Source organism: Actinotalea fermentans (assembly GCF_007991475.1).
GTDB classification, from domain to species: Bacteria; Actinomycetota; Actinomycetes; order Actinomycetales; family Cellulomonadaceae; genus Actinotalea; species Actinotalea fermentans.
Genome location: NZ_BJYK01000009.1, coordinates 510,514 through 527,639, shown reverse-complemented (window position 1 = coordinate 527,639; position 17,126 = coordinate 510,514). Strand labels below are relative to the sequence as shown.

Below are 17,126 nucleotides of genomic sequence, written 5' to 3'. Positions count from 1 at the left end.
GGCACAGTGTCGGCATGGACCTCCGGATCTTCACCGAGCCCCAGCAGGGCGCCACCTACGACGACCTCCTCGCCGTGGCGCAGGCCACCGAGCGGCTCGGCTTCGACGCCTTCTTCCGTTCCGACCACTACCTGTCGATGAGCCGGCCCGGCCTGCCGGGCCCGACGGACGCCTGGACCACGCTGGCCGGTCTCGCCCGCGAGACCTCGCGCATCCGGCTCGGCACGCTGGTGACGTCGGTGACGTTCCGGCACCCCGGGGTCCTCGCCGTCCAGGTCGCCGGCGTCGACCAGATGTCGGGCGGTCGGGTCGAGCTCGGCATCGGCGCGGGCTGGTTCGCCCGCGAGCACGAGGCGTACGGCATCCCGTTCCCGCCGAAGCGCTTCGGCATGCTCACCGAGCAGCTCGAGGTCGTCACCGGGCTGTGGCGGACGCCCGTCGGCGAGACGTTCTCCCACGCGGGCGAGCACTACACCCTCACGGACTCCCCGGCGCTGCCCAAGCCCGTCCAGACCGCCGCGGTGCGCGACGGCGTCCGGCTGTCCGGCGCGACGGCCGTCCCGATCATCGTGGGCGGCAACGGGCCCGCCCGCACCCCCGCCCTCGCGGCGCGGTTCGCCGCCGAGTACAACGCGGCCTTCCCCGAGATCGCCGACATCCCGGCGATGTTCGCGCGCGTGCGTGCCGCGTGCGAGGCGATCGAGCGGCCCGCGGACGACCTGGTCTACTCGGTCGCGCTCGTCCTGTGCGTCGGCGCGGACGAGGCCGAGCTCGCCCGGCGTGCCGCCGCCATCGGGCGGGAGCCCGCCGAGCTGCGCGAGCACGGGGTCGCGGGCACCGTGGCCGAGGCGGTCGACCGGCTCGGCGCGCTGCGCGAGGTGGGCGTCGAGCGCGTCTACCTGCAGACGCTCGACCTGGCCGACCTCGACCACCTCGAGCTCGTCGCGGCGGAGGTAGCGCCTCAGGTCTCCTGAGGCGCGTCGGCCGGCAGGTCGGCCCGGGGAGGCTCGCTCGGCTCACGCGCGGCCTCCCCGGGGCCGGCCCGACGGCCGTCGTCGGCCACGACCTCGGCGAGGCCGGCGACCGCCAGACCCAGGAGCACGACCAGCGCCAGGTTCCGGGCCGCCATCGTGGCGAGCGCCAGCGCCTCGCCCGAGATGAACGGGCCGTAGCGCCACGGGAAGACGGCCTGCGTCAGCGCCGCCGCGACGAGCGCCGTCCCTGCCACGGCCCGGCGCCATCGCCGCGGTGACGCCCCTGGCCTGGCCATGAGCACCGCGACGGGGGCCGCGAGCCAGGCCAGGAACTGCGGCGAGCCCACCTTGTTCGTCACCACGAGCACGACGACGAGCGCGAACGCGCCGGGCAGGAGCGCCTCGCCCGCGCGCCCCTCGAGCCGGGCGAACAGCAACGCCCCGAGGAGCGCCGCGACCGCGAGCACCATGAGGACGTCGAGCACGCGGGCCGCGGCGACGGTCCCCGGCCCGTGCACCTCCCAGGTGATGAGCTCCGGGTCGAGCTCGACGACGACGTCGCCCCGCCAGAGCCGGGACAGCACCCACGGCGTGGCGCCGACGGACTCGACCTGGAGGTCGCGCGTCCCCTGCGCGCCCGCGAACGACGCGATGTGCCCCAGCCCGCCGCCCGCGGTCACCAGCCCCACGACGACCAGGCACGTGGCCGCGGCGGGCATCACGACGTCGCGCACCGGCCGCCGCGCGGCGAACAGCAGGGGCAGGACGAGCGCCGCCGGCGCCGCCTTGATCCAGGCGCCGACGGTCACCAGGACGCTCGCGACCGCGGGCCGGCGCACCCCGGCGAGGAGGGCCAGGACCATGAGCGGCGTCACGACGCCGTCGAGCCGGCCGATCGCGACCGGCCCCAGGAGCACCAGGTAGCCGAGCCACCACCACGCCCCGGCCGACGACGTCCGCGTCCCGGGCGCGCGCCGGAGCAGGGCGGCCGTGGCCGCGGCGTCGAGGGCTGCGACGAGCAGGCACCAGGCGACCGCGTACGCGGTCGTCGACGTCGTGCTCGCCAGGGCGGGGAGCAGCATCGGGGCGAGGGCGCCCGCCGGGTACACCCACGGGCCGTCCAGCACGGGCCACGTCGACCAGTCCAGCCCCAGGTGCATCCACCAGCGGTACAGGTCCAGGTCGGCGAACGCGGCCGCGGGCGCGACGACGACGCCCAGCCAGGTCAGCCAGGCGTGGACGCCCGCGAAGGCGGTCCAGAGGGCGATCCGCGACCGCCCGGGCACCGGCCGCACCTGCTCAGCCGACGGACGCGGCGCTGCTCGAGGCGACGAGGATGAGCGGGAGGAAGACCGCGAACGCGAGGATGCCGATCCAGATCACCGCGCCGAGGTACCCGGTGACCAGGCCGCCGACGGCGAGACCGTCCCCGCCCTCGCCGCGCTCGCGGACCTGCTTGCGGGCGATGTGGCCCGTGATGACGGCAGCGATCGAGGCCAGGATCGGGATGAGGAACAGCCCGACGAGCCCCAGGACGAGGGACGCGACGGCGAGGCCGTTCGTGGTCGTCGGCGCGGGGTAGCCGTACGGGCCGGGGGAGTAGCCGCCGGCGGCGTAGGTGGCCGGTGCGTAGTACCCGGGCTGGGCGTACGCGGGCTGGGCGTACGCGGGCTGCGGGTAGCCGGGCTGCGGGTAGCCGGGCTGCGGGTAGCCCGGCTGGGCGTACGCGGGCTGGCCGTAGCCGGGCTGCGGGTAGCCGGGCTGGGTGTCCACCGGGTAGGTCACGGGCGCCTCCGCGGGAGGCCCGGCGGGCCCCGGCGTCGACGATGCGGGCTGCGCCCCGTCCTGCTCGCTCACTGTGGCTCCTCCGTGCTGCCGGAGACGGCTCCCCGACACGCGCGAATCAGCATTCCATACGCACTTCCGCGTGCCGAGCGGATCGCTAGTGTTCGTCCGGGTCGCGCGGCGACGCCTCCTCCAGCGTCATTCGGACGGCGGCCCCGGACCGAGGGAGTCACGGCATGAGCAGTATCGGTTGGCGCGTCCACGGCGACGGGCGTCGGGTGATGCCGGGTGCGGTCGTCGCGCCCGACGAGCGGCTCAGCTGGCCGCGCACCATCGGCATCGGCATGCAGCACGTGGTCGCCATGTTCGGCGCCACGATCCTCGTGCCGGCGATCACGGGCTTCCCGGCCTCGACGACGTTGTTCTTCTCCGCCATCGGCACGGTGACCTTCCTGCTCGTCACGGGCAACCGCCTGCCGAGCTACCTCGGCTCGTCCTTCGCGTTCATCGCGCCGGTCGGTGCCGCGATGGCCGACGGCGGCATGTCCGTCGCGCTCGGCGGCATCCTCGCGGCGGGCCTCCTGCTCGCGGCGATCGGCACCGTGGTGCACCTGTGGGGCGCGCGCTGGATCGACGCCGTCATGCCCCCGATCGTCACCGGCACCATCGTCGCCCTCATCGGCATCAACCTCGCGCCGGCGGCGTGGGGGAGTGTGAAGGCGGCCCCGTGGACGGCGATCATCACGATCGCCGCGATCGCGTTCATCACCGTCTTCTTCCGCGGGATGCTCGGTCGCCTGGCGATCCTCATGGGCGTCGTCGTCGGCTACGTCGCGGCCGTCCTGCAGGACCAGGTGGTCTTCGACGCGGTCCGGCAGGCCGACCTGATCGGCTTCCCCGAGTTCACCACCCCGGAGTTCGACGCGAGCGTGCTCGGCCTCTTCCTGCCCGTGGTGTTCGTCCTCATCGCCGAGAACGTCGGTCACGTGAAGTCCGTCGCCGCGATGACCGGCAAGGACTACGACGAGCTGATGGGCCGCGCGCTCCTGTCGGACGGCATCGCGACGACCTTCGCCGGCATCGGTGGCGGCTCGGGTACCACGACGTACGCCGAGAACATCGGTGTCATGGCGGCGACCAAGGTGTACTCGACCGCCGCCTACTGGGTGGCCGCCGCGACCGCGCTGGTGCTCTCCCTGTCGCCGAAGTTCGGGGCCCTGGTGGGCACCGTCCCCGCGGGTGTCCTCGGCGGCGCCGGCACCGTCCTCTACGGGATGATCTGCATCCTCGGCGCCCGGATCTGGGTCCAGAACCGCGTGAGCTTCGCCGACCCGGTGAACCTCACGACGGCCGGCGTCGGCCTCATCATCGCGGCCGCGAACTTCACCTTCACCACCGACGGCGGCATGACGTTCGAGGGCATCGCCATCGGCACCGCCGCCGTCCTGGCGATGTACCACGGCATGCGGGCCATCGCGACGTGGCGCGGCACGCGCTGGGAGGCCGCCACCCCGGCGTCCGTCCCGGGCGGCGTCGAGCTCGAGCAGCAGGCCGACCGCGTCCTGTTCACGACGGGCCCCGCTCCGGTCGTCGAGCCCGCCGACGAGCCCGCCGACGAGCCGACGGACGAGCCGACGGACGAGCCGACCGCTGAGGACCCCGTCAAGGCCTGACCCGCCTCGCTCGGGGCGGGCGACGGTGACGCCGTCCGCCCCGAGACCCAGGTTCCGTGCCCCCGTGGTGCGACGGCGTGAGCGCCCGCCGACGCACTGCGGGGGCACGGGTGCGTCCGGGCCGGATCGCGCACCGGCTCCCGTCCCGTCCCACTGAGCAGCCGTGCGCGCAGGATGCAGCCGTGTGCGGAGGATGTGTCGCGCTATCCGCGACGGATCCTCCGCACAACCGGGTGCGGCCGGGCGGGTCAGCCCTCCGGGGCGACGTCGCCCTCGGCCGGAGCCTCCTCCGGCGGCGCCTCGCCGTCGGGAGGCGTCTCGCCTTCGGCCGGGGCCGACGGCGACGCGGACGGCGACGGCGCGGGCCCGGCGCTCTGGAGCGCCTCGGCCATCGGCACGCAGCCGGTCGGGTTCGGCAGCGGCTCGGTCGGGACGAGCGTGATCTCCTCGAGCGGGACGATCGTCTCGAAGTCGTTGCCGAGGATGAGGTCGACCGTCGCATCGGCGCGTCGGTCGAGGACGAGCAGCGGCTTCGGGACGTGGGCGGCGAGCGTGTACGCCGTCGCGATGCCCGCCTCGCCGAAGCGGATGCGCGCGGTCCCGGTCACGCCCACGGGCTGGTAGTTGCCCGTCTCGATGACGACGAACCCGCGGGCCTGGAGCTCGGTCTGCATGCCACCGGCCAGCCCCGCGCGCGTCGTGCCGTTGAGCACCCGGATCTGGGTGGTCGCGGGGTCGACGGGCAGCGTGTCCGCGGGCAGGCACGGCGGTGCGACGACGATCGAGTCGGGGTCGGGCGGCGGCGTCGTGAAGTCGCGGTCGAGGAACGACATCTCCATCGCGCCCGTGTAGACGGCCGTCGCGCCCAGCCCGGCCAGGGCCAGCGCGGCGATGAGCGAGCCGAAGACGACGGCCTGCCGCTCGTGCTTGCGGCGGCGGCGCAGGGCGCGGCCCGGGTCGGGTCGGGTCTGGCTCATGAGTCGAGCACCAGGACCCGCGCGTGCAGGATCGGTCGCTGCTGGAGCGCCGCGCGGACGGCCCGGTGCAGGCCGTCCTCGAGGTACATCACGCCCTTGTACTGCACGACGTGCGCGAAGAGGTCGCCGTAGAACGTGGAGTCGTCGGCGAGGAGCGCGTCGAGGCTCAGCGTGCGCTTGGTGGTGACGAGCTCGTCCAGCCGCACCTGGCGCGGCGGCACCTCAGCCCACTGCTTGGCGGTCGTCAGCCCGTGGTCTGGATATGGACGACCGTCGCCGACCCCCTTGAAGATCACGCCTGGAGTCTACTGGCCGGAGCGCGGGACCCCGGTCCGTCTGGGGTCGGACCTCGGGCCGGCGGTCTCCACCCTCGGTCACCCCGGTCACCGCGTCTGCCCGCGCCCCGTTCGGTGCGGTGGCACGACGTGGGTGGGCGCGGGAGAGTGGCGCCATGACCTCGCCGGCCGCCGACGTCCGACCCGAGCCCGTCCACCTGGTGATCATGGGCGTCTCGGGATCGGGCAAGACGACGCTCGCGCGGATCCTCCAGACGCGGCTCGGCTGGCCGTACGCCGAGGCGGACGAGTTCCACCCGCAGGCCAACATCGACAAGATGACCGCGGGCACGCCGCTCACCGACGAGGACCGCTGGCCGTGGCTCGCGGCGATGCGGGACTGGCTGACGGAGCAGGCGCGCGCAGGCCGGAGCACCATCGTCACCTGCTCCGCGCTGCGGCGGACCTACCGCGACGTGCTGCGCGAGGCGGAGGGCCGCGTGCGGTTCGTGCACCTGACCGCGGCGCCGGACGTCATCGCCCCGCGCCTGGACCACCGCGCGGGGCACTTCATGCCGCCGTCGCTCCTGCCGTCCCAGTTCGCGACGCTCGAGCCGCTCGCCGACGGCGAGGACGGCGCGGTGGTCGTCGTCGACGTGCCGCCCGAGGAGGTGGCGGACCGCGCGCTCGCCGCCCTCGGCATCGCCTCCGGCCCGACGCCGGACGCGGCGGAGGGCGGCGCGAGGGGGTAGTCGTCCGGCGTCCGGCGTCGGGCGCCGCGGACATGGAAGGGGGACGCCATGCCACCGGAGGACTGGACGCAGACGCTCGACGCAGGACCACTTCTCGCCATCGCGGCGGCCGCGATCGCGCTGCTCCTGCTGCTCATCATCAAGCTCCGCCTGCACGCCTTCCTGGCGCTGATCCTCGTCAGCCTGCTGACCGCGTTCGCGGCGGGCGTGCCGCCCGAGGCGGTCGTGGGCGTGCTGCAGTCGGGCTTCGGCACGACGCTCGGCTCGGTGGCCCTGCTCGTCGGGCTGGGCGCGATGCTCGGCCGGATGGTGGAGAGCTCCGGCGGGGCGCGGGTCATGGCCGACTCGCTCGTCGCGCGCTTCGGCGAGCGGCGCGCGCCGTTCGCACTCGGGGTGGCCTCCCTGCTGTTCGGGTTCCCGATCTTCTTCGACGCCGGACTGGTGGTGATGCTGCCGATCGTGTTCGCCGTCGCCGCGCGGCTCGGCGGATCGGTGCTCACGTACGGGCTGCCCGTGGCAGGTGCGTTCTCGGTGATGCACGTGTTCGTGCCGCCACACCCCGGGCCGGTGGCGGCGTCGGAGCTGCTCGGTGCGGACACCGGCATGGTGATCCTGCTCGGCCTCGTCGTCGCGCTGCCCACCTGGTACGTGTGCGGCTACCTGTTCGGCACGTGGGCGGGGCGCCGATGGGTGCTGCCCGTGCCGCCGATCCTCGGCGACCCCGAGGCCGAGTACCCCGAGAACCGGCCGTCGCTGCGCACGGTCGTGGCGATCCTGCTGCTGCCGCTCGTGCTGATCTTCGTGAACACGGGCCTGGACCTGCTCCGCGCGCAGGGCGTGGTCGACGAGGGGTCGACGCCCTACGCCGTCGGGCGCGCGCTCGGCTCGACGCCGGTGGCGCTGCTCGTCGCCGTGCTCGTGGCGGCGTGGGTGCTGGGTCGCCGGCGGGGCCGCGAGGGCACGGTGATCGAGCGGCTGCTCGACTCCGCGCTCGGCCCGGTCGCCTCGGTCATCCTCATCACGGGGGCGGGAGGCATGTTCGGGGCCGTGCTCCGCGCGTCGGGCATCGGGGACGCGCTGGCGGAGGTGCTCGAGGACGTCGGGCTGCCGGTCGTCGTCGCCGGGTTCGTCATCTCCACGCTGCTGCGGATCGCGCAGGGCTCGGCGACGGTGGCGCTCATCACGACCGCCGGGCTGATCGAGCCGGCGGTGGCCGCCGCCGACCTCGGCGCGGTGGCTGCGGCGTCGGTCGTGCTCGCGGTCGCGGCGGGGTCCGTGATGACGTCCCACGTCAACGACTCGGGGTTCTGGCTGGTCGGCCGGTTCTTCGACATGGACGTCCGCACGACGTTCAAGACCTGGACGGTCATGGAGACGCTCATCGGACTCATGGGGTTCGCCATCGCGGGACTGCTCTTCGTGCTGGGCTGACGCTCCGTGCGGGCGGGTGGCGCGAGCTCGCCGGACAGCAGCGAAGGGTGTGCGTCACGTGGTGACGCACACCCTTCGCGGGGTCGCGGCGGTGCTGCTCAGCGGCAGGTGCAACGCTGCTGCGGCGGGACGCCGGCGAAGACGGCGTCGACGTGGTTGCCGCAGCCGGTCCAGGTGATCTTGCCGCAGGACGAGCATCGGGCGGGGCTGCACATGGGGCTTTCTCCTTGAGGTCTGGGGTCAGGGCTCGGGTCGAGTATACCCCGGGGGGTATCGGACTGTCAGGCCGTCAGGCCGTCAGGCCCGTGCCGGCGAGCGCCGCGTGCGCGGCGCGCAGTCGGCCGGCGGCGTCGTCGGCGATCTCCGCGACGGCGGGGTTGGCCGTGAGGCCCACCATCACCTGCGGGTCGAGCGACTGCACGGCGGTCTGGCCGTCGTCGAGCGAGCGGACCACGACGTTGCAGGGCAGCAGGAGGCCGATGGACGGCTCCGCCTGCAGTGCTCGGTGGGCGAGCGGCGGGTTGCATGCCCCGAGGATGACCTGGCGCGGGACGTCGGCGTCGAGCTTCGCCTTGAGCGTCGCGGCCATGTCGATCTCGGTGAGGATGCCGAAGCCCTGGGCCGCGAGCGCGGCCCGCGTCGCGGCGAGGGCCGCGTCGAAGGGCTGGTCGAGCACCGTGGTGGTGCCGTACGCGGGCGTGGTGGGCCCGGGCGCGGTGGGCCCGGCCGTGGTGGGCTCGGTCATGGTCGTCTCCCTCGGTCGTGGGGTCGGTCAGGGCCGGGGTCGGGTCTCAGTGCGCGTGGTCGTGGTCGTGGTCGCCGTGGGCGTGGTCGTGCTCGGCGATCTCGCGGCGCACCTCGTCCATGTCGAGCGCCTTCACCTGGCGGATGAGGTCCTCGAGCGCCGGGGCCGGCAGCGCGCCGGGCTGGCCGAACAGCTGGATGCCGTCGCGGAAGATCATCAGTGTCGGGATGGAGGTGATGCCCGCCTGGCCGGAGAGCTCCGGCTCGGCCTCCGTGTCGACCTTGCCGAACACGATGTCGGGGTTCTCCTCGGACGCCTTCTCGTACACGGGCGCGAACATGCGGCACGGACCGCACCAGGCGGCCCACCAGTCGACGAACACGATCCCGTTGTCGGTGATCGTGGACTCGAAGGTCTCGGCGGTCAGGTTGACGGTGGACATGCTGCTCCTCGGGTCGGGATCTGCCTACGGGGGACTGCTCGTCAGGATACCCCCGGGGGTATCAACACACAGGGCGTTCCGGTATTCCCGTCCCAGCCTGCGCCCGACGACGGCGCCCGGCGACCCCGCGCGGGGCGCGTCAGCGCGGCGGCCCCGCCTCGATCCTCGCGAGCATCTCCTCGTGCGTGCCCCGCAGGCCGAAGATCGACTCGAACCACCACGTCGCCCCGGCCTCGGCGTACGCGGGCACCAGCCCGCGCTCGCCGGACGCCGTCGTGCCGTTCACCGCGACGTCGAACCCGGCGCCCGCGCCCTGCTCGCGCAGGTAGGCGACCGAGCCGGCGAGGTCCTCGGGCGAGCAGACGACCTTCTGGGTCTCGTCGATCGCCGACGTGATCCACCCGTCCCACCGCGCCGCGCGCCGCAGGGCGGGCCGGCTCCACCCGCCGATCCACACCGGGACGCGCGGCTGCTGCGTCGGCCGGTTCGCGATCTGCGCGCCCGCCGACACGTAGTGCTCGCCGTCGTGGTCGATCGTCTCGCCCGAGCACCACCGGACGATCAGGTCGAGCGCCTCGTCGGCCATCGCGGCCCGCGTGCGGTCGTCGTGGTTGTCGCCGAGCGGCGCCAGGTCCTCCTGCACGCCGAGACCTGCGCCCAGCGTGAACCGCCCGCCGCTGAGCGCGTCGAGGGCGTGCACGGACCGCGCGAGCAGGTGCGGCCGGTACCGCGGGACGGGGGAGACGTCGGTGAGGATCCGCAGCCGCTCGGTCGCGCAGGCCACCGCCGCGAGGGTCACCCACGGGTCGGTCACGCCGCCCCAGAAGTGGCAGTGGTCCCAGATGCACAGGCCGTCCCAGCCGGCCGACTCCGCGGCCTTCGCCAGCTCCACCACCGGCCCGGGCTCCGCGTAGGGACCGAACGGGACCACCTCGATGCCGTACCGCACGACCGCCTCCTCGCCCCGGCGGGTCGGCACCCCCTGTGGCCGCGTGACCCCGTCGGCTCCGGCCACCCTAGGACCGCCCTCCGACACGAGTCGATCATGACGCCGCGGCGTCAGTCGTCCTCGCCCTCCGGCTCGCTCCCGCCGCCGCGGTGGTCCTCGCCGGAGTCGCCGGCGACGAGCGAGAACTCGGGCGTGCCGTCCACGCAGACGGCCTGGACGTAGGTCTCCGTGCCGTCGCGCTCGAGCTCCACCAGCACGCGCGCCCCCGGCCCGCGCTCCTTGACGTCGACGCGCCACCCGCTCGCGGGCGTCGCGTACTCGATCGACACGGCGTCCCCGGTGCACGCCGCGCTCACCGTGCCGCCGTCCGTCGACCAGGTGCGCACCACCGGGGCCGCGTCGGGGGCGGTCGTCGGTCCGGTGGGCTCGGGCGACGCGGTGGGGCCGGCCGACGTCGTCGGGCCGGGTGTCGCCGTGTCCGCCGCGGCCGCGAGGGCGTCGCGCTCGGCGGCCAGGGCCCCGGCGACCTGCGCCTCGGAGAGCACGTCGGGCGCCTCGCCGGGCGCGCCGGCGGCGCTCACCGCCCACCAGGCGACGCCCGCCGCGACGGCGGTGCTCACCACCCAGGCGGCCGGACCGGCCGCGCGTCGAAGGCCTCGCACGCGACCATGGTGGCGCACGGCCCGCGCGCGGACCTCAAGGTGACGTTAAGACGTGGGCAAGGTGCGCTCAGGTGGACCACGAACCGCCCGGTCAGCCGCTCCGCAGGGGCCGCGATGGCCTACCGTCCGTGGTGTGGCCGACGTGCTCATCATCGAGGACGACGCGACGATCCGGACCGCCCTCGTCCGCGCCCTGACCGCCCGCGGGCACTCCGCCATGACCTCGCCCACGGCGATGGACGGGCTGCAGAGCCTGGTGGCGCACCGGCCCGACGTCGTCCTGCTCGACCTCGGCCTGCCCGACCTCGACGGCTCCGCGCTGCTGGCGATGATCCGGGCGGTCAGCGACGTGCCCGTCATCGTGGTGACCGCGCGCGACGACGGCGCGGAGATCGTCTCGCTGCTCGACGCCGGCGCGGACGACCACCTGGTCAAGCCGTTCGCCATCGACCAGCTCGAGGCGCGCATCCGCGCGGTGCTCCGGCGCACGACGACGACGCCCGCCACCGGGCCGCTCGTCGTCGGGGGGCTGGTGATCGACGCGCGGGCCCGCACCGTGACGCTCGACGCCGAGCCGATCGACCTCAGCCCGCGCGAGTTCGACCTGCTGCACCACCTCGCCGAGCGCGCGGGCGAGGTGGTGAGCAAGCGGCAGCTGCTCAGCGAGGTGTGGCACCTGCCCTACGGCGGCGCCGACCGCAGCGTCGACGTCCACCTGCACTGGCTGCGGCGCAAGCTCGGCGAGACCGCCGAGGCCCCCCGCTACCTGCACCGCGTGCGCGGCGTGGGCGTCCGGCTCGCCGCCCCCGACGCCGCGACCGGCGCCCCGGCCGACGGGAGCTGAGGCGTGCGCCGGATCCTGCTCCGCTACGGCGTCGGGATGGCCTCGGCGGTGCTCGTCGCGTTCCTGCTGCCGCTCGCCCTGCTCGCCCGCACGCAGGCGCACGACCGGGCGCTCGACGCCGCGCGCGAGGACGCCCAGCGCATCGCGGCGCTCGCCGGCGGCGCCACGCTCGACGCGCCGCGGCTGGAGGCCGAGGTGCTCGCCGCCGACGAGGGCGCCCGCCTGACGACGGTCTTCCTGCCCGACGGCAGCGAGATCCCGGAGCCCACCCCGCGGTCCGACGCCGTCGAGCTCGCGCTCCTCGGCCGTGCGGTGACCGCGCGGACCGACGGCGGCATCGAGATGCTCGTGCCGGTCGAGACGGCCGGGGGCCTGGCGGTGGTCCGGACGTTCGTGCCCGACGCCGAGCTCAGCGCCGGCGTCGGCCGCACCTGGGCGCTGCTCGGCGGCGCGGGCGTGCTGCTGCTGGCGGCGACCGCGTTCGTGGGCGACCGGATCGCCGGCCGCCTGGCGCGCTCCGCGCAGGACCTGTCGGCGGTCGCCGAGCGCCTCGGCTCGGGCGACCTCGCGGCGCGCGTGACGCCGTCGGGCCCGCCGGAGGTCGCCTCCGTGGGCCGGGTGCTCAACGGGCTCGGCGCGCGGGTGTCCGCCCTGCTCGCGGCCGAGCGCGAGCTGGTCGCCGACCTCTCGCACCGCCTGCGCACGCCCATCACGGCCCTGCGCCTGGACGTCGACCTGCTCGACGACCCGGCCGAGCGCGAGCGGATGGCCGCGCACGTCGACGAGCTGGTCAAGGCGGTGGACGCAGTCGTGTGGGCGGCCCGGCACCCCACGTCCGGCGCGCCCGCGGCCCGCTGCGACGCGTCGGCCGTCGTCGGCGACCGGGGGCGGTTCTGGGGCGTGCTGGCGACCGACCGCGGCCGGCCGCTGCGGGTGGACGTCGCGCCCGCGCCGCTCGCCGTCCCGGTGTCCGCGACCGACCTGGGGGCCGCGGTCGACGTGCTCGTGGACAACGTCTTCTCGCACACGCCCGACGGGACGGGCTTCGCGCTCGTCGTGCGCGCGGTGCCCGACGGCGTCGAGGTCGCCGTGGAGGACGACGGCCCGGGCCTGCCCGCCGCGCCCGTCGTCGCGCGGGGCCACTCCGGCGCGGGGTCGACGGGGCTGGGGCTCGACGTCGCACGCCGCACGGCCGAGGACGCGGGTGGCCGGCTCGACGTCGGCCGCAGCGCCGGCGGCGGGGCCCGCATCGCCCTCGTGCTGCCGGCGGCCTGACTGTCGCGAGTGGAGCGTTCGCGCCGCGAGTGGAGCGTTCGCGCCGCGAGTGGAGCCGTGCAGACCGACACGCCAGCGTGTCGCGTCAGGTTCGCTCCACACGGGGCCGGCGGGCCTTAACGGAGCCTTGACACCCGCTTGCCGCGGCCCTCACGCGGGCCCGGCGAACCTTCTCGTGTACCGACCGAACGAGAAGGAGACAGCTCATGTCCCGACTGACCTGGCGCAGCCGATCCGTCATGGCCGCCGGTGCGGCCGCGGTCGTGGCCGGCACCGGCGTCGCGGCCCTCGCCGCGACCGGGGCCGCCCCGGCCACGGCCGAGGCCCCGACCGCCCCCGCCACGCTCCCCGAGGTCTCGACGGACGGGCGCTCGGCCGAGCTGCGGCGTTCCGTGGACGACCTCATGGGCCAGGTGGACGCGCTCGAGGCCGCGCTGGCCGCCCCGACGCCCGCCCCCGCGGCCGGCGGCGCGGCCGACGGCGCTCCCGCGGCGCCGGCCCCCGCCGCCTACGACGACCACGGAGGCGACCGCGACGAGGGCACGTCCGACGACGACGGCGACGACGACCACGGCGACGACGACGGCTACGACGACCACGACGGCGACCACGGCTCCGACGACCACGGCGAGGTCGAGGGCGATGACGACTGACCCCCGCCGCGTGCTGGCCGCGCTCGCGCTCGTGCCGGTGACCGCCGGCGCGTTCGCGGGCACGGTCGCCTGGGCCGCCGACCGCCCCGGTCAGACCACCGCGGCGGACCCGTCGCAGGTCGCCGCGGAGCCCGGGTCCCTCGCCGTCGTCGCCGCGGAGGCCCAGGCCGCCGTCGACGCGGCGGCGGCGCTCGACCCCCGGGACGCCGCGGTCGCCGCCCAGCTCGAGGAGCTGCGGACCCGGCTCGCCCAGCTCCAGACGGACCTCACCGCGCGCCAGGCGCAGGCGGCGAGCGCAGCGCAGGCCGCCGCGCGGACGTCGTCGAGCAGCTCGGGCGCCGCGGCGAGCGCGCAGCGCCGCGCACCCGCGCCGCGCCCCGCGCCGCCGGTGGACACGACCACGCGGGCGTCGGGATGAGCGCCGTGCCGCGGGCGGACGCCCGCACCCCCGAGACGCCGGCCGTGCCCGGCGCCGGCCCGGCCGCGAGCCGGACCGAGGTCTTCGCCGCGATGGGCGGCGACGTGCGGCTCACGGTCGTCGACCCCGGCCCGGGCGCCCAGGACGCGCTCGCGGCCGCGCGCGCCGCCGTCGAGCAGGTCGAGGCCGCCTGCACGCGCTTCCGGCCCAGCCCGCTCACCGCGGCGAACGCGGACCCCGGCGTCTGGCACCGGGTGCCGGCGACGCTCGCGACGGCCGTCCTCGAGGCGCGCCGCGCGTACGAGGCCACCGGCGGTGCCTTCGACCCCCGCGTGCTCGACGTGCTGCTGTCCTGGGGGCACGACGAGGCGCTCGCCGGCGGTCCCGCGGCCGTGCCCGCGCCCCAGTGGCCCACCACCCTGCGGGCGAGCGGCGTCCCGCTCGCCCCCGGCGACCGGCCGTGGCAGCCCGGCGTCCGTCAGGACGCCGACGGCTGGCACCTGCACCTGGCCGGGCAGCCGATCGACCTCGGCGGCATCGCCAAGGGCCTGGCGGTGCGCGCGGCGGCCGCCGCCCTGCGCGACGCCGGTCGCGGCGCCCTGGTCGACGCGGGCGGCGACCTCGTCGTCGTCGGCGACGGCCCCACCGGGGACTGGCGCATCGGCGTGGAGGACCCGTCCGGCGCGGAGACCCCGCTGCTCGTCCTCGGCCTGCGCGACACGGCCTGCGCGACGTCGTCGGTGCACCGGCACTCGTGGCTCGCGCAGGGGCGGCCGGTGCACCACCTGGTCGACCCGCGGACCGGCGGGCCCGGCGGCGACGGGCTCGCTGCGGTGACCGTGCTCGGCCCGGACCCCGCGTGGGCCGAGGTGTGGACCAAGTCCCTCTTCCTGGCCGGCGCCGACCGCGTGCGGCAGGCGGCGGACGACGCGCGGCTCGCCGCCGCGTGGGTGCACCGCGACGGCGCGGTGGGCATGACGGAGAGCTTCGCCGAGCACGTGACCTGGAGGAACGATGAGTGAGACCCTCGCGCTGCGCGCCGACCCGCGCGTCGGGCGCGGCCGGCTGGGACCGCTGGGCGCCGTGCTCGCGGTCGTCGCGGCGGGCGCCTCGGCCGGCCTCGCGGCCCGCGTGGTGCTGGACACCGTGAGCGGCGTCGACGCCGTGCCGTGGGTGCTGGCCCGCGCGTCGGGCGTGACTTCCTACGTGCTGCTGCTCGCCCTGGTCACCACCGGGCTCGTGCTGGCGCACCCGTGGGCGCGCCACCTGCAGCGCCCGACGCCGGCCACACGGATGGTCCTGCACGCCTCGCTCGCCACGTTCACGCTCGCGTTCACCGTGCTGCACGTCGTGGTCCTCGCCACGGACCCGTGGGCGCAGGTGGGCTGGCGCGGCGTCCTGCTCCCGATGGCGTCCGTGTACCGCCCGGTGCCCGTCACCCTCGGCGTCCTGGCCGTGTGGGCCGGGCTGATCACCGGCGTGACCGCGCGCTGGGCGGGACGGATCGGCCGCGTGTGGCTGCCCGTGCACCGGGTGGCCCTGACGGTGTTCGCGCTGGTCTGGGCCCACGGCGTGCTCGCCGGGTCGGACACGCCCGCCCTCCGCGGCTTCTACGTCGCGACGGGCGCCGCCGTCCTGGGCCTCGCGGTGAGCCGCTACGGCGCGCGGCGACCGGAGCTCGCCGCCGCGGGGCGGGTGTCATGAGCGCCCAGGCGATCGCCCCGACCCGACCCCTCCCGACGCCGCGGACGACCCGCGCGCGGGTCGACCTGCTCACGGCCGAGGTCGCGCTGCCTGCCACCGGCTCGTGGGTGCTCCCGGCGCCGGCCGAGACCCTGGCGGAGCACACCGCGCGGTTCGGCGCGCGCCCGTCGGGGAGCCCGCACCTGCTCGGGCTCGTCGAGGAGGCGGGGCTCACCGGGCACGGCGGCGGGCACGTCCCCGTGGCCGCCAAGTGGCGCCGCACCCTCGCGGGCCGCGGCCCGCTCACGGTCGTGGCGAACGGCGCGGAGAGCGAGCCCTGGTCCGCCAAGGACGCCGTGCTGCTGCGCCAGCACCCGCACCTCGTGCTCGACGGCCTGGCGCTCGTCGCCGAGGCCCTGGGCGCGGCGCGCGCGGTGGTCTGGCTGCACGACGACGCGGAGCCCGCCGCGGCGCGCGCCCTCGCCCGGGCGCTGCAGGAGCGGGCCGCGGTCGAGCGCCGCGGCCCGGCCGTGGAGGTGCTGGTGGGCCCGGAGCACTACCTGTCCGGGGAGTCCAGCGCCATCGTGCAGGCCGTCGCCGGCGGCCCGGCGCTGCCGACCGCGCGTCGGCCCCGGCCGGCGGGCGGGCCCCGGACGCTCGTGCACAACGTCGAGACGCTCGCGCGCGTCGCGCTCGCCGCCCGCGGCCTGCCGGCGACGACGACGCGGCTCCTCACCGTGGTCGGTCCGGCGGGCCGCCTGGTCACGGAGGTCGCGGCGGGGTCGCCGCTGCTCGACGCGCTGCTCGAGGCGGGGTGGTCGGCGGGGCCGGGGCACCCCGAGGGCGTGCTCCTCGGCGGCTACGGCGGCACGTGGGTGGCCTGGGCCGACGCCGCGCGGGCGCGCATCGACGCGGACGACCCGGTGGGCCGGCTCCTCGGCGCCGGCATCGTGGCGCCGCTCGCGCCGGGTGCGTGCCCGGTCGAGCTGACGGCGTCGATCGCCGAGTACCTCGCCGGCATGAGCGCGGGGCAGTGCGGCCCGTGCATCTTCGGCCTGCCCGCGATCGCGGCGTCGGTGCGCCGGCTGGCCGACGGGCGTCCCGCGCGCGCCGAGCTGCCCCGCCTCGCGGCGGACCTCGACGCGGTGGCCGGGCGGGGCGCCTGCCACCACCCGGACGGGGCGGTCGGCCTCGTCCGCTCGATGGCGGCGGTCTTCGGTGCGCACGTGGCTGCGCACGTCCGGCACGGCGGCTGCCCCGCGGCACGCGGGGCCGGGACAGGAGTGGGGTGGGTGCGATGACCCTGCGCGTCGACATGGTGGCCTGCGACGGCATCGGGCAGTGTGCGCTGGTGGCGCCCGGGCTGGTGGAGCTGGACCGGTGGGGCTACCCGGTGGTCCGCGAGGACGCGGGTACCGACGACGACCGGTCCGCGCGTCGGGCCGCGGCTGCCGCGCGTCGGGCCGCGGCTGCCGCGCGTCGGGCCGTGCGGGCGTGCCCGCGGCGTGCGCTGTGGCTCGAGGAGGCCGCCGCATCGATCGCCCGCGGCACCCGTGTATAGGACTTAGGTCCCTTCATCGGTCGGGCC

20 protein-coding genes are annotated in these 17,126 nt (G+C 76.2%); 12 read left to right on the top strand and 8 right to left on the bottom strand.

Annotated features, from left to right (window positions below; translation table 11 throughout):
• Positions 1 to 14: 14 nt before the first annotated feature.
• Positions 15 to 974, top strand: coding sequence for an LLM class F420-dependent oxidoreductase (locus AFE02nite_RS14485; protein ID WP_034246610.1), 960 nt, complete (start codon positions 15 to 17; stop codon positions 972 to 974).
• On the opposite strand, the gene AFE02nite_RS14480 is transcribed toward AFE02nite_RS14485, so the two are convergent.
• Complete coding sequence (locus AFE02nite_RS14480; protein ID WP_052113718.1) at positions 962 to 2,260, bottom strand: glycosyltransferase 87 family protein; 1,299 nt, start codon at positions 2,258 to 2,260, stop codon at positions 962 to 964. The genes AFE02nite_RS14485 and AFE02nite_RS14480 overlap by 13 nt on opposite strands.
• A gap of 13 nt (positions 2,261 to 2,273) precedes the next feature.
• Positions 2,274 to 2,831, bottom strand: coding sequence for a DUF4190 domain-containing protein (locus tag AFE02nite_RS14475; protein ID WP_052113719.1), 558 nt, complete (start codon positions 2,829 to 2,831; stop codon positions 2,274 to 2,276).
• Positions 2,832 to 2,995: 164 nt separating this feature from the next.
• Here AFE02nite_RS14475 and AFE02nite_RS14470 point away from each other — a divergent pair, with 164 nt between their 5' ends.
• Complete coding sequence (locus tag AFE02nite_RS14470) at positions 2,996 to 4,432, top strand: solute carrier family 23 protein (RefSeq protein ID WP_146819873.1); 1,437 nt, start codon at positions 2,996 to 2,998, stop codon at positions 4,430 to 4,432.
• Positions 4,433 to 4,680: 248 nt separating this feature from the next.
• On the opposite strand, the gene AFE02nite_RS14465 is transcribed toward AFE02nite_RS14470, so the two are convergent.
• Positions 4,681 to 5,409 carry a LytR C-terminal domain-containing protein gene (locus tag AFE02nite_RS14465; RefSeq protein WP_034246612.1) on the bottom strand — a complete coding sequence of 243 codons (729 nt, stop codon included), beginning with the start codon at positions 5,407 to 5,409 and terminating at the stop codon, positions 4,681 to 4,683.
• The gene (locus AFE02nite_RS14460) at positions 5,406 to 5,705 is read right to left on the bottom strand and encodes a type II toxin-antitoxin system VapB family antitoxin (protein WP_034246615.1); all 300 of its coding nucleotides are present in this window, start codon (positions 5,703 to 5,705) and stop codon (positions 5,406 to 5,408) included. Before AFE02nite_RS14460 ends, AFE02nite_RS14465 begins: the two co-directional genes overlap by 4 nt.
• A 155-nt stretch (positions 5,706 to 5,860) precedes the next feature.
• On the opposite strand from AFE02nite_RS14460, the gene AFE02nite_RS14455 reads away from it, so the two are divergent.
• Both AFE02nite_RS14455 and AFE02nite_RS14450 read left to right on the top strand, forming a co-directional pair.
• Entirely contained in the window at positions 5,861 to 6,436 is a 576-nt protein-coding gene (locus tag AFE02nite_RS14455; RefSeq protein ID WP_052113720.1) for a gluconokinase, read from the top strand.
• 48 nt (positions 6,437 to 6,484) lie between these two features.
• Complete coding sequence (locus AFE02nite_RS14450) at positions 6,485 to 7,867, top strand: GntP family permease (protein ID WP_034246617.1); 1,383 nt, start codon at positions 6,485 to 6,487, stop codon at positions 7,865 to 7,867.
• A gap of 289 nt (positions 7,868 to 8,156) precedes the next feature.
• On the opposite strand, the gene AFE02nite_RS14445 is transcribed toward AFE02nite_RS14450, so the two are convergent.
• From AFE02nite_RS14445 to AFE02nite_RS17505, 4 genes are all read right to left on the bottom strand, one after another.
• Positions 8,157 to 8,612 (bottom strand): DUF302 domain-containing protein, encoded by a 456-nt coding sequence (locus tag AFE02nite_RS14445; protein ID WP_052113721.1) that lies wholly within the window; start codon positions 8,610 to 8,612, stop codon positions 8,157 to 8,159.
• Positions 8,613 to 8,658: 46 nt separating this feature from the next.
• The gene (gene trxA / locus AFE02nite_RS14440) at positions 8,659 to 9,054 is read right to left on the bottom strand and encodes a thioredoxin (protein WP_034246619.1); all 396 of its coding nucleotides are present in this window, start codon (positions 9,052 to 9,054) and stop codon (positions 8,659 to 8,661) included.
• Positions 9,055 to 9,193: 139 nt separating this feature from the next.
• Positions 9,194 to 10,003: an LLM class flavin-dependent oxidoreductase gene (locus AFE02nite_RS14435; RefSeq protein WP_034246643.1), complete on the bottom strand. Its 810-nt coding sequence runs from the start codon at positions 10,001 to 10,003 to the stop codon at positions 9,194 to 9,196.
• 110 nt (positions 10,004 to 10,113) lie between these two features.
• Complete coding sequence (locus tag AFE02nite_RS17505; RefSeq protein ID WP_186814570.1) at positions 10,114 to 10,665, bottom strand: hypothetical protein; 552 nt, start codon at positions 10,663 to 10,665, stop codon at positions 10,114 to 10,116.
• A gap of 133 nt (positions 10,666 to 10,798) precedes the next feature.
• Between AFE02nite_RS17505 and AFE02nite_RS14430 the strand changes: the two genes are divergently transcribed.
• The 8 genes from AFE02nite_RS14430 (at position 10,799) to AFE02nite_RS14400 (ending at position 17,099) form a co-directional block, all read left to right on the top strand.
• Complete coding sequence (locus AFE02nite_RS14430; protein ID WP_034250273.1) at positions 10,799 to 11,509, top strand: response regulator transcription factor; 711 nt, start codon at positions 10,799 to 10,801, stop codon at positions 11,507 to 11,509.
• Positions 11,510 to 11,512: 3 nt separating this feature from the next.
• Positions 11,513 to 12,784, top strand: coding sequence for a sensor histidine kinase (locus AFE02nite_RS14425; RefSeq protein ID WP_222594401.1), 1,272 nt, complete (start codon positions 11,513 to 11,515; stop codon positions 12,782 to 12,784).
• A gap of 206 nt (positions 12,785 to 12,990) precedes the next feature.
• The gene (locus AFE02nite_RS17500) at positions 12,991 to 13,437 is read left to right on the top strand and encodes a hypothetical protein (protein WP_186814569.1); all 447 of its coding nucleotides are present in this window, start codon (positions 12,991 to 12,993) and stop codon (positions 13,435 to 13,437) included.
• Complete coding sequence (locus AFE02nite_RS17495) at positions 13,427 to 13,855, top strand: hypothetical protein (protein WP_186814568.1); 429 nt, start codon at positions 13,427 to 13,429, stop codon at positions 13,853 to 13,855. Before AFE02nite_RS17500 ends, AFE02nite_RS17495 begins: the two co-directional genes overlap by 11 nt.
• Entirely contained in the window at positions 13,852 to 14,877 is a 1,026-nt protein-coding gene (locus tag AFE02nite_RS14415) for an FAD:protein FMN transferase (RefSeq protein WP_146819871.1), read from the top strand. The genes AFE02nite_RS17495 and AFE02nite_RS14415 overlap by 4 nt, the downstream gene beginning before the upstream one ends.
• Positions 14,870 to 15,559, top strand: a complete 690-nt coding sequence (locus AFE02nite_RS14410; RefSeq protein ID WP_146819870.1) for a hypothetical protein — start codon at positions 14,870 to 14,872, stop codon at positions 15,557 to 15,559. Before AFE02nite_RS14415 ends, AFE02nite_RS14410 begins: the two co-directional genes overlap by 8 nt.
• Positions 15,556 to 16,839 carry an NADH-ubiquinone oxidoreductase-F iron-sulfur binding region domain-containing protein gene (locus AFE02nite_RS14405; RefSeq protein WP_146819869.1) on the top strand — a complete coding sequence of 428 codons (1,284 nt, stop codon included), beginning with the start codon at positions 15,556 to 15,558 and terminating at the stop codon, positions 16,837 to 16,839. The genes AFE02nite_RS14410 and AFE02nite_RS14405 overlap by 4 nt, the downstream gene beginning before the upstream one ends.
• Positions 16,836 to 17,099 (top strand): ferredoxin, encoded by a 264-nt coding sequence (locus AFE02nite_RS14400; protein ID WP_146819868.1) that lies wholly within the window; start codon positions 16,836 to 16,838, stop codon positions 17,097 to 17,099. The genes AFE02nite_RS14405 and AFE02nite_RS14400 overlap by 4 nt, the downstream gene beginning before the upstream one ends.
• The last annotated feature ends 27 nt before the right edge of the window (positions 17,100 to 17,126 follow it).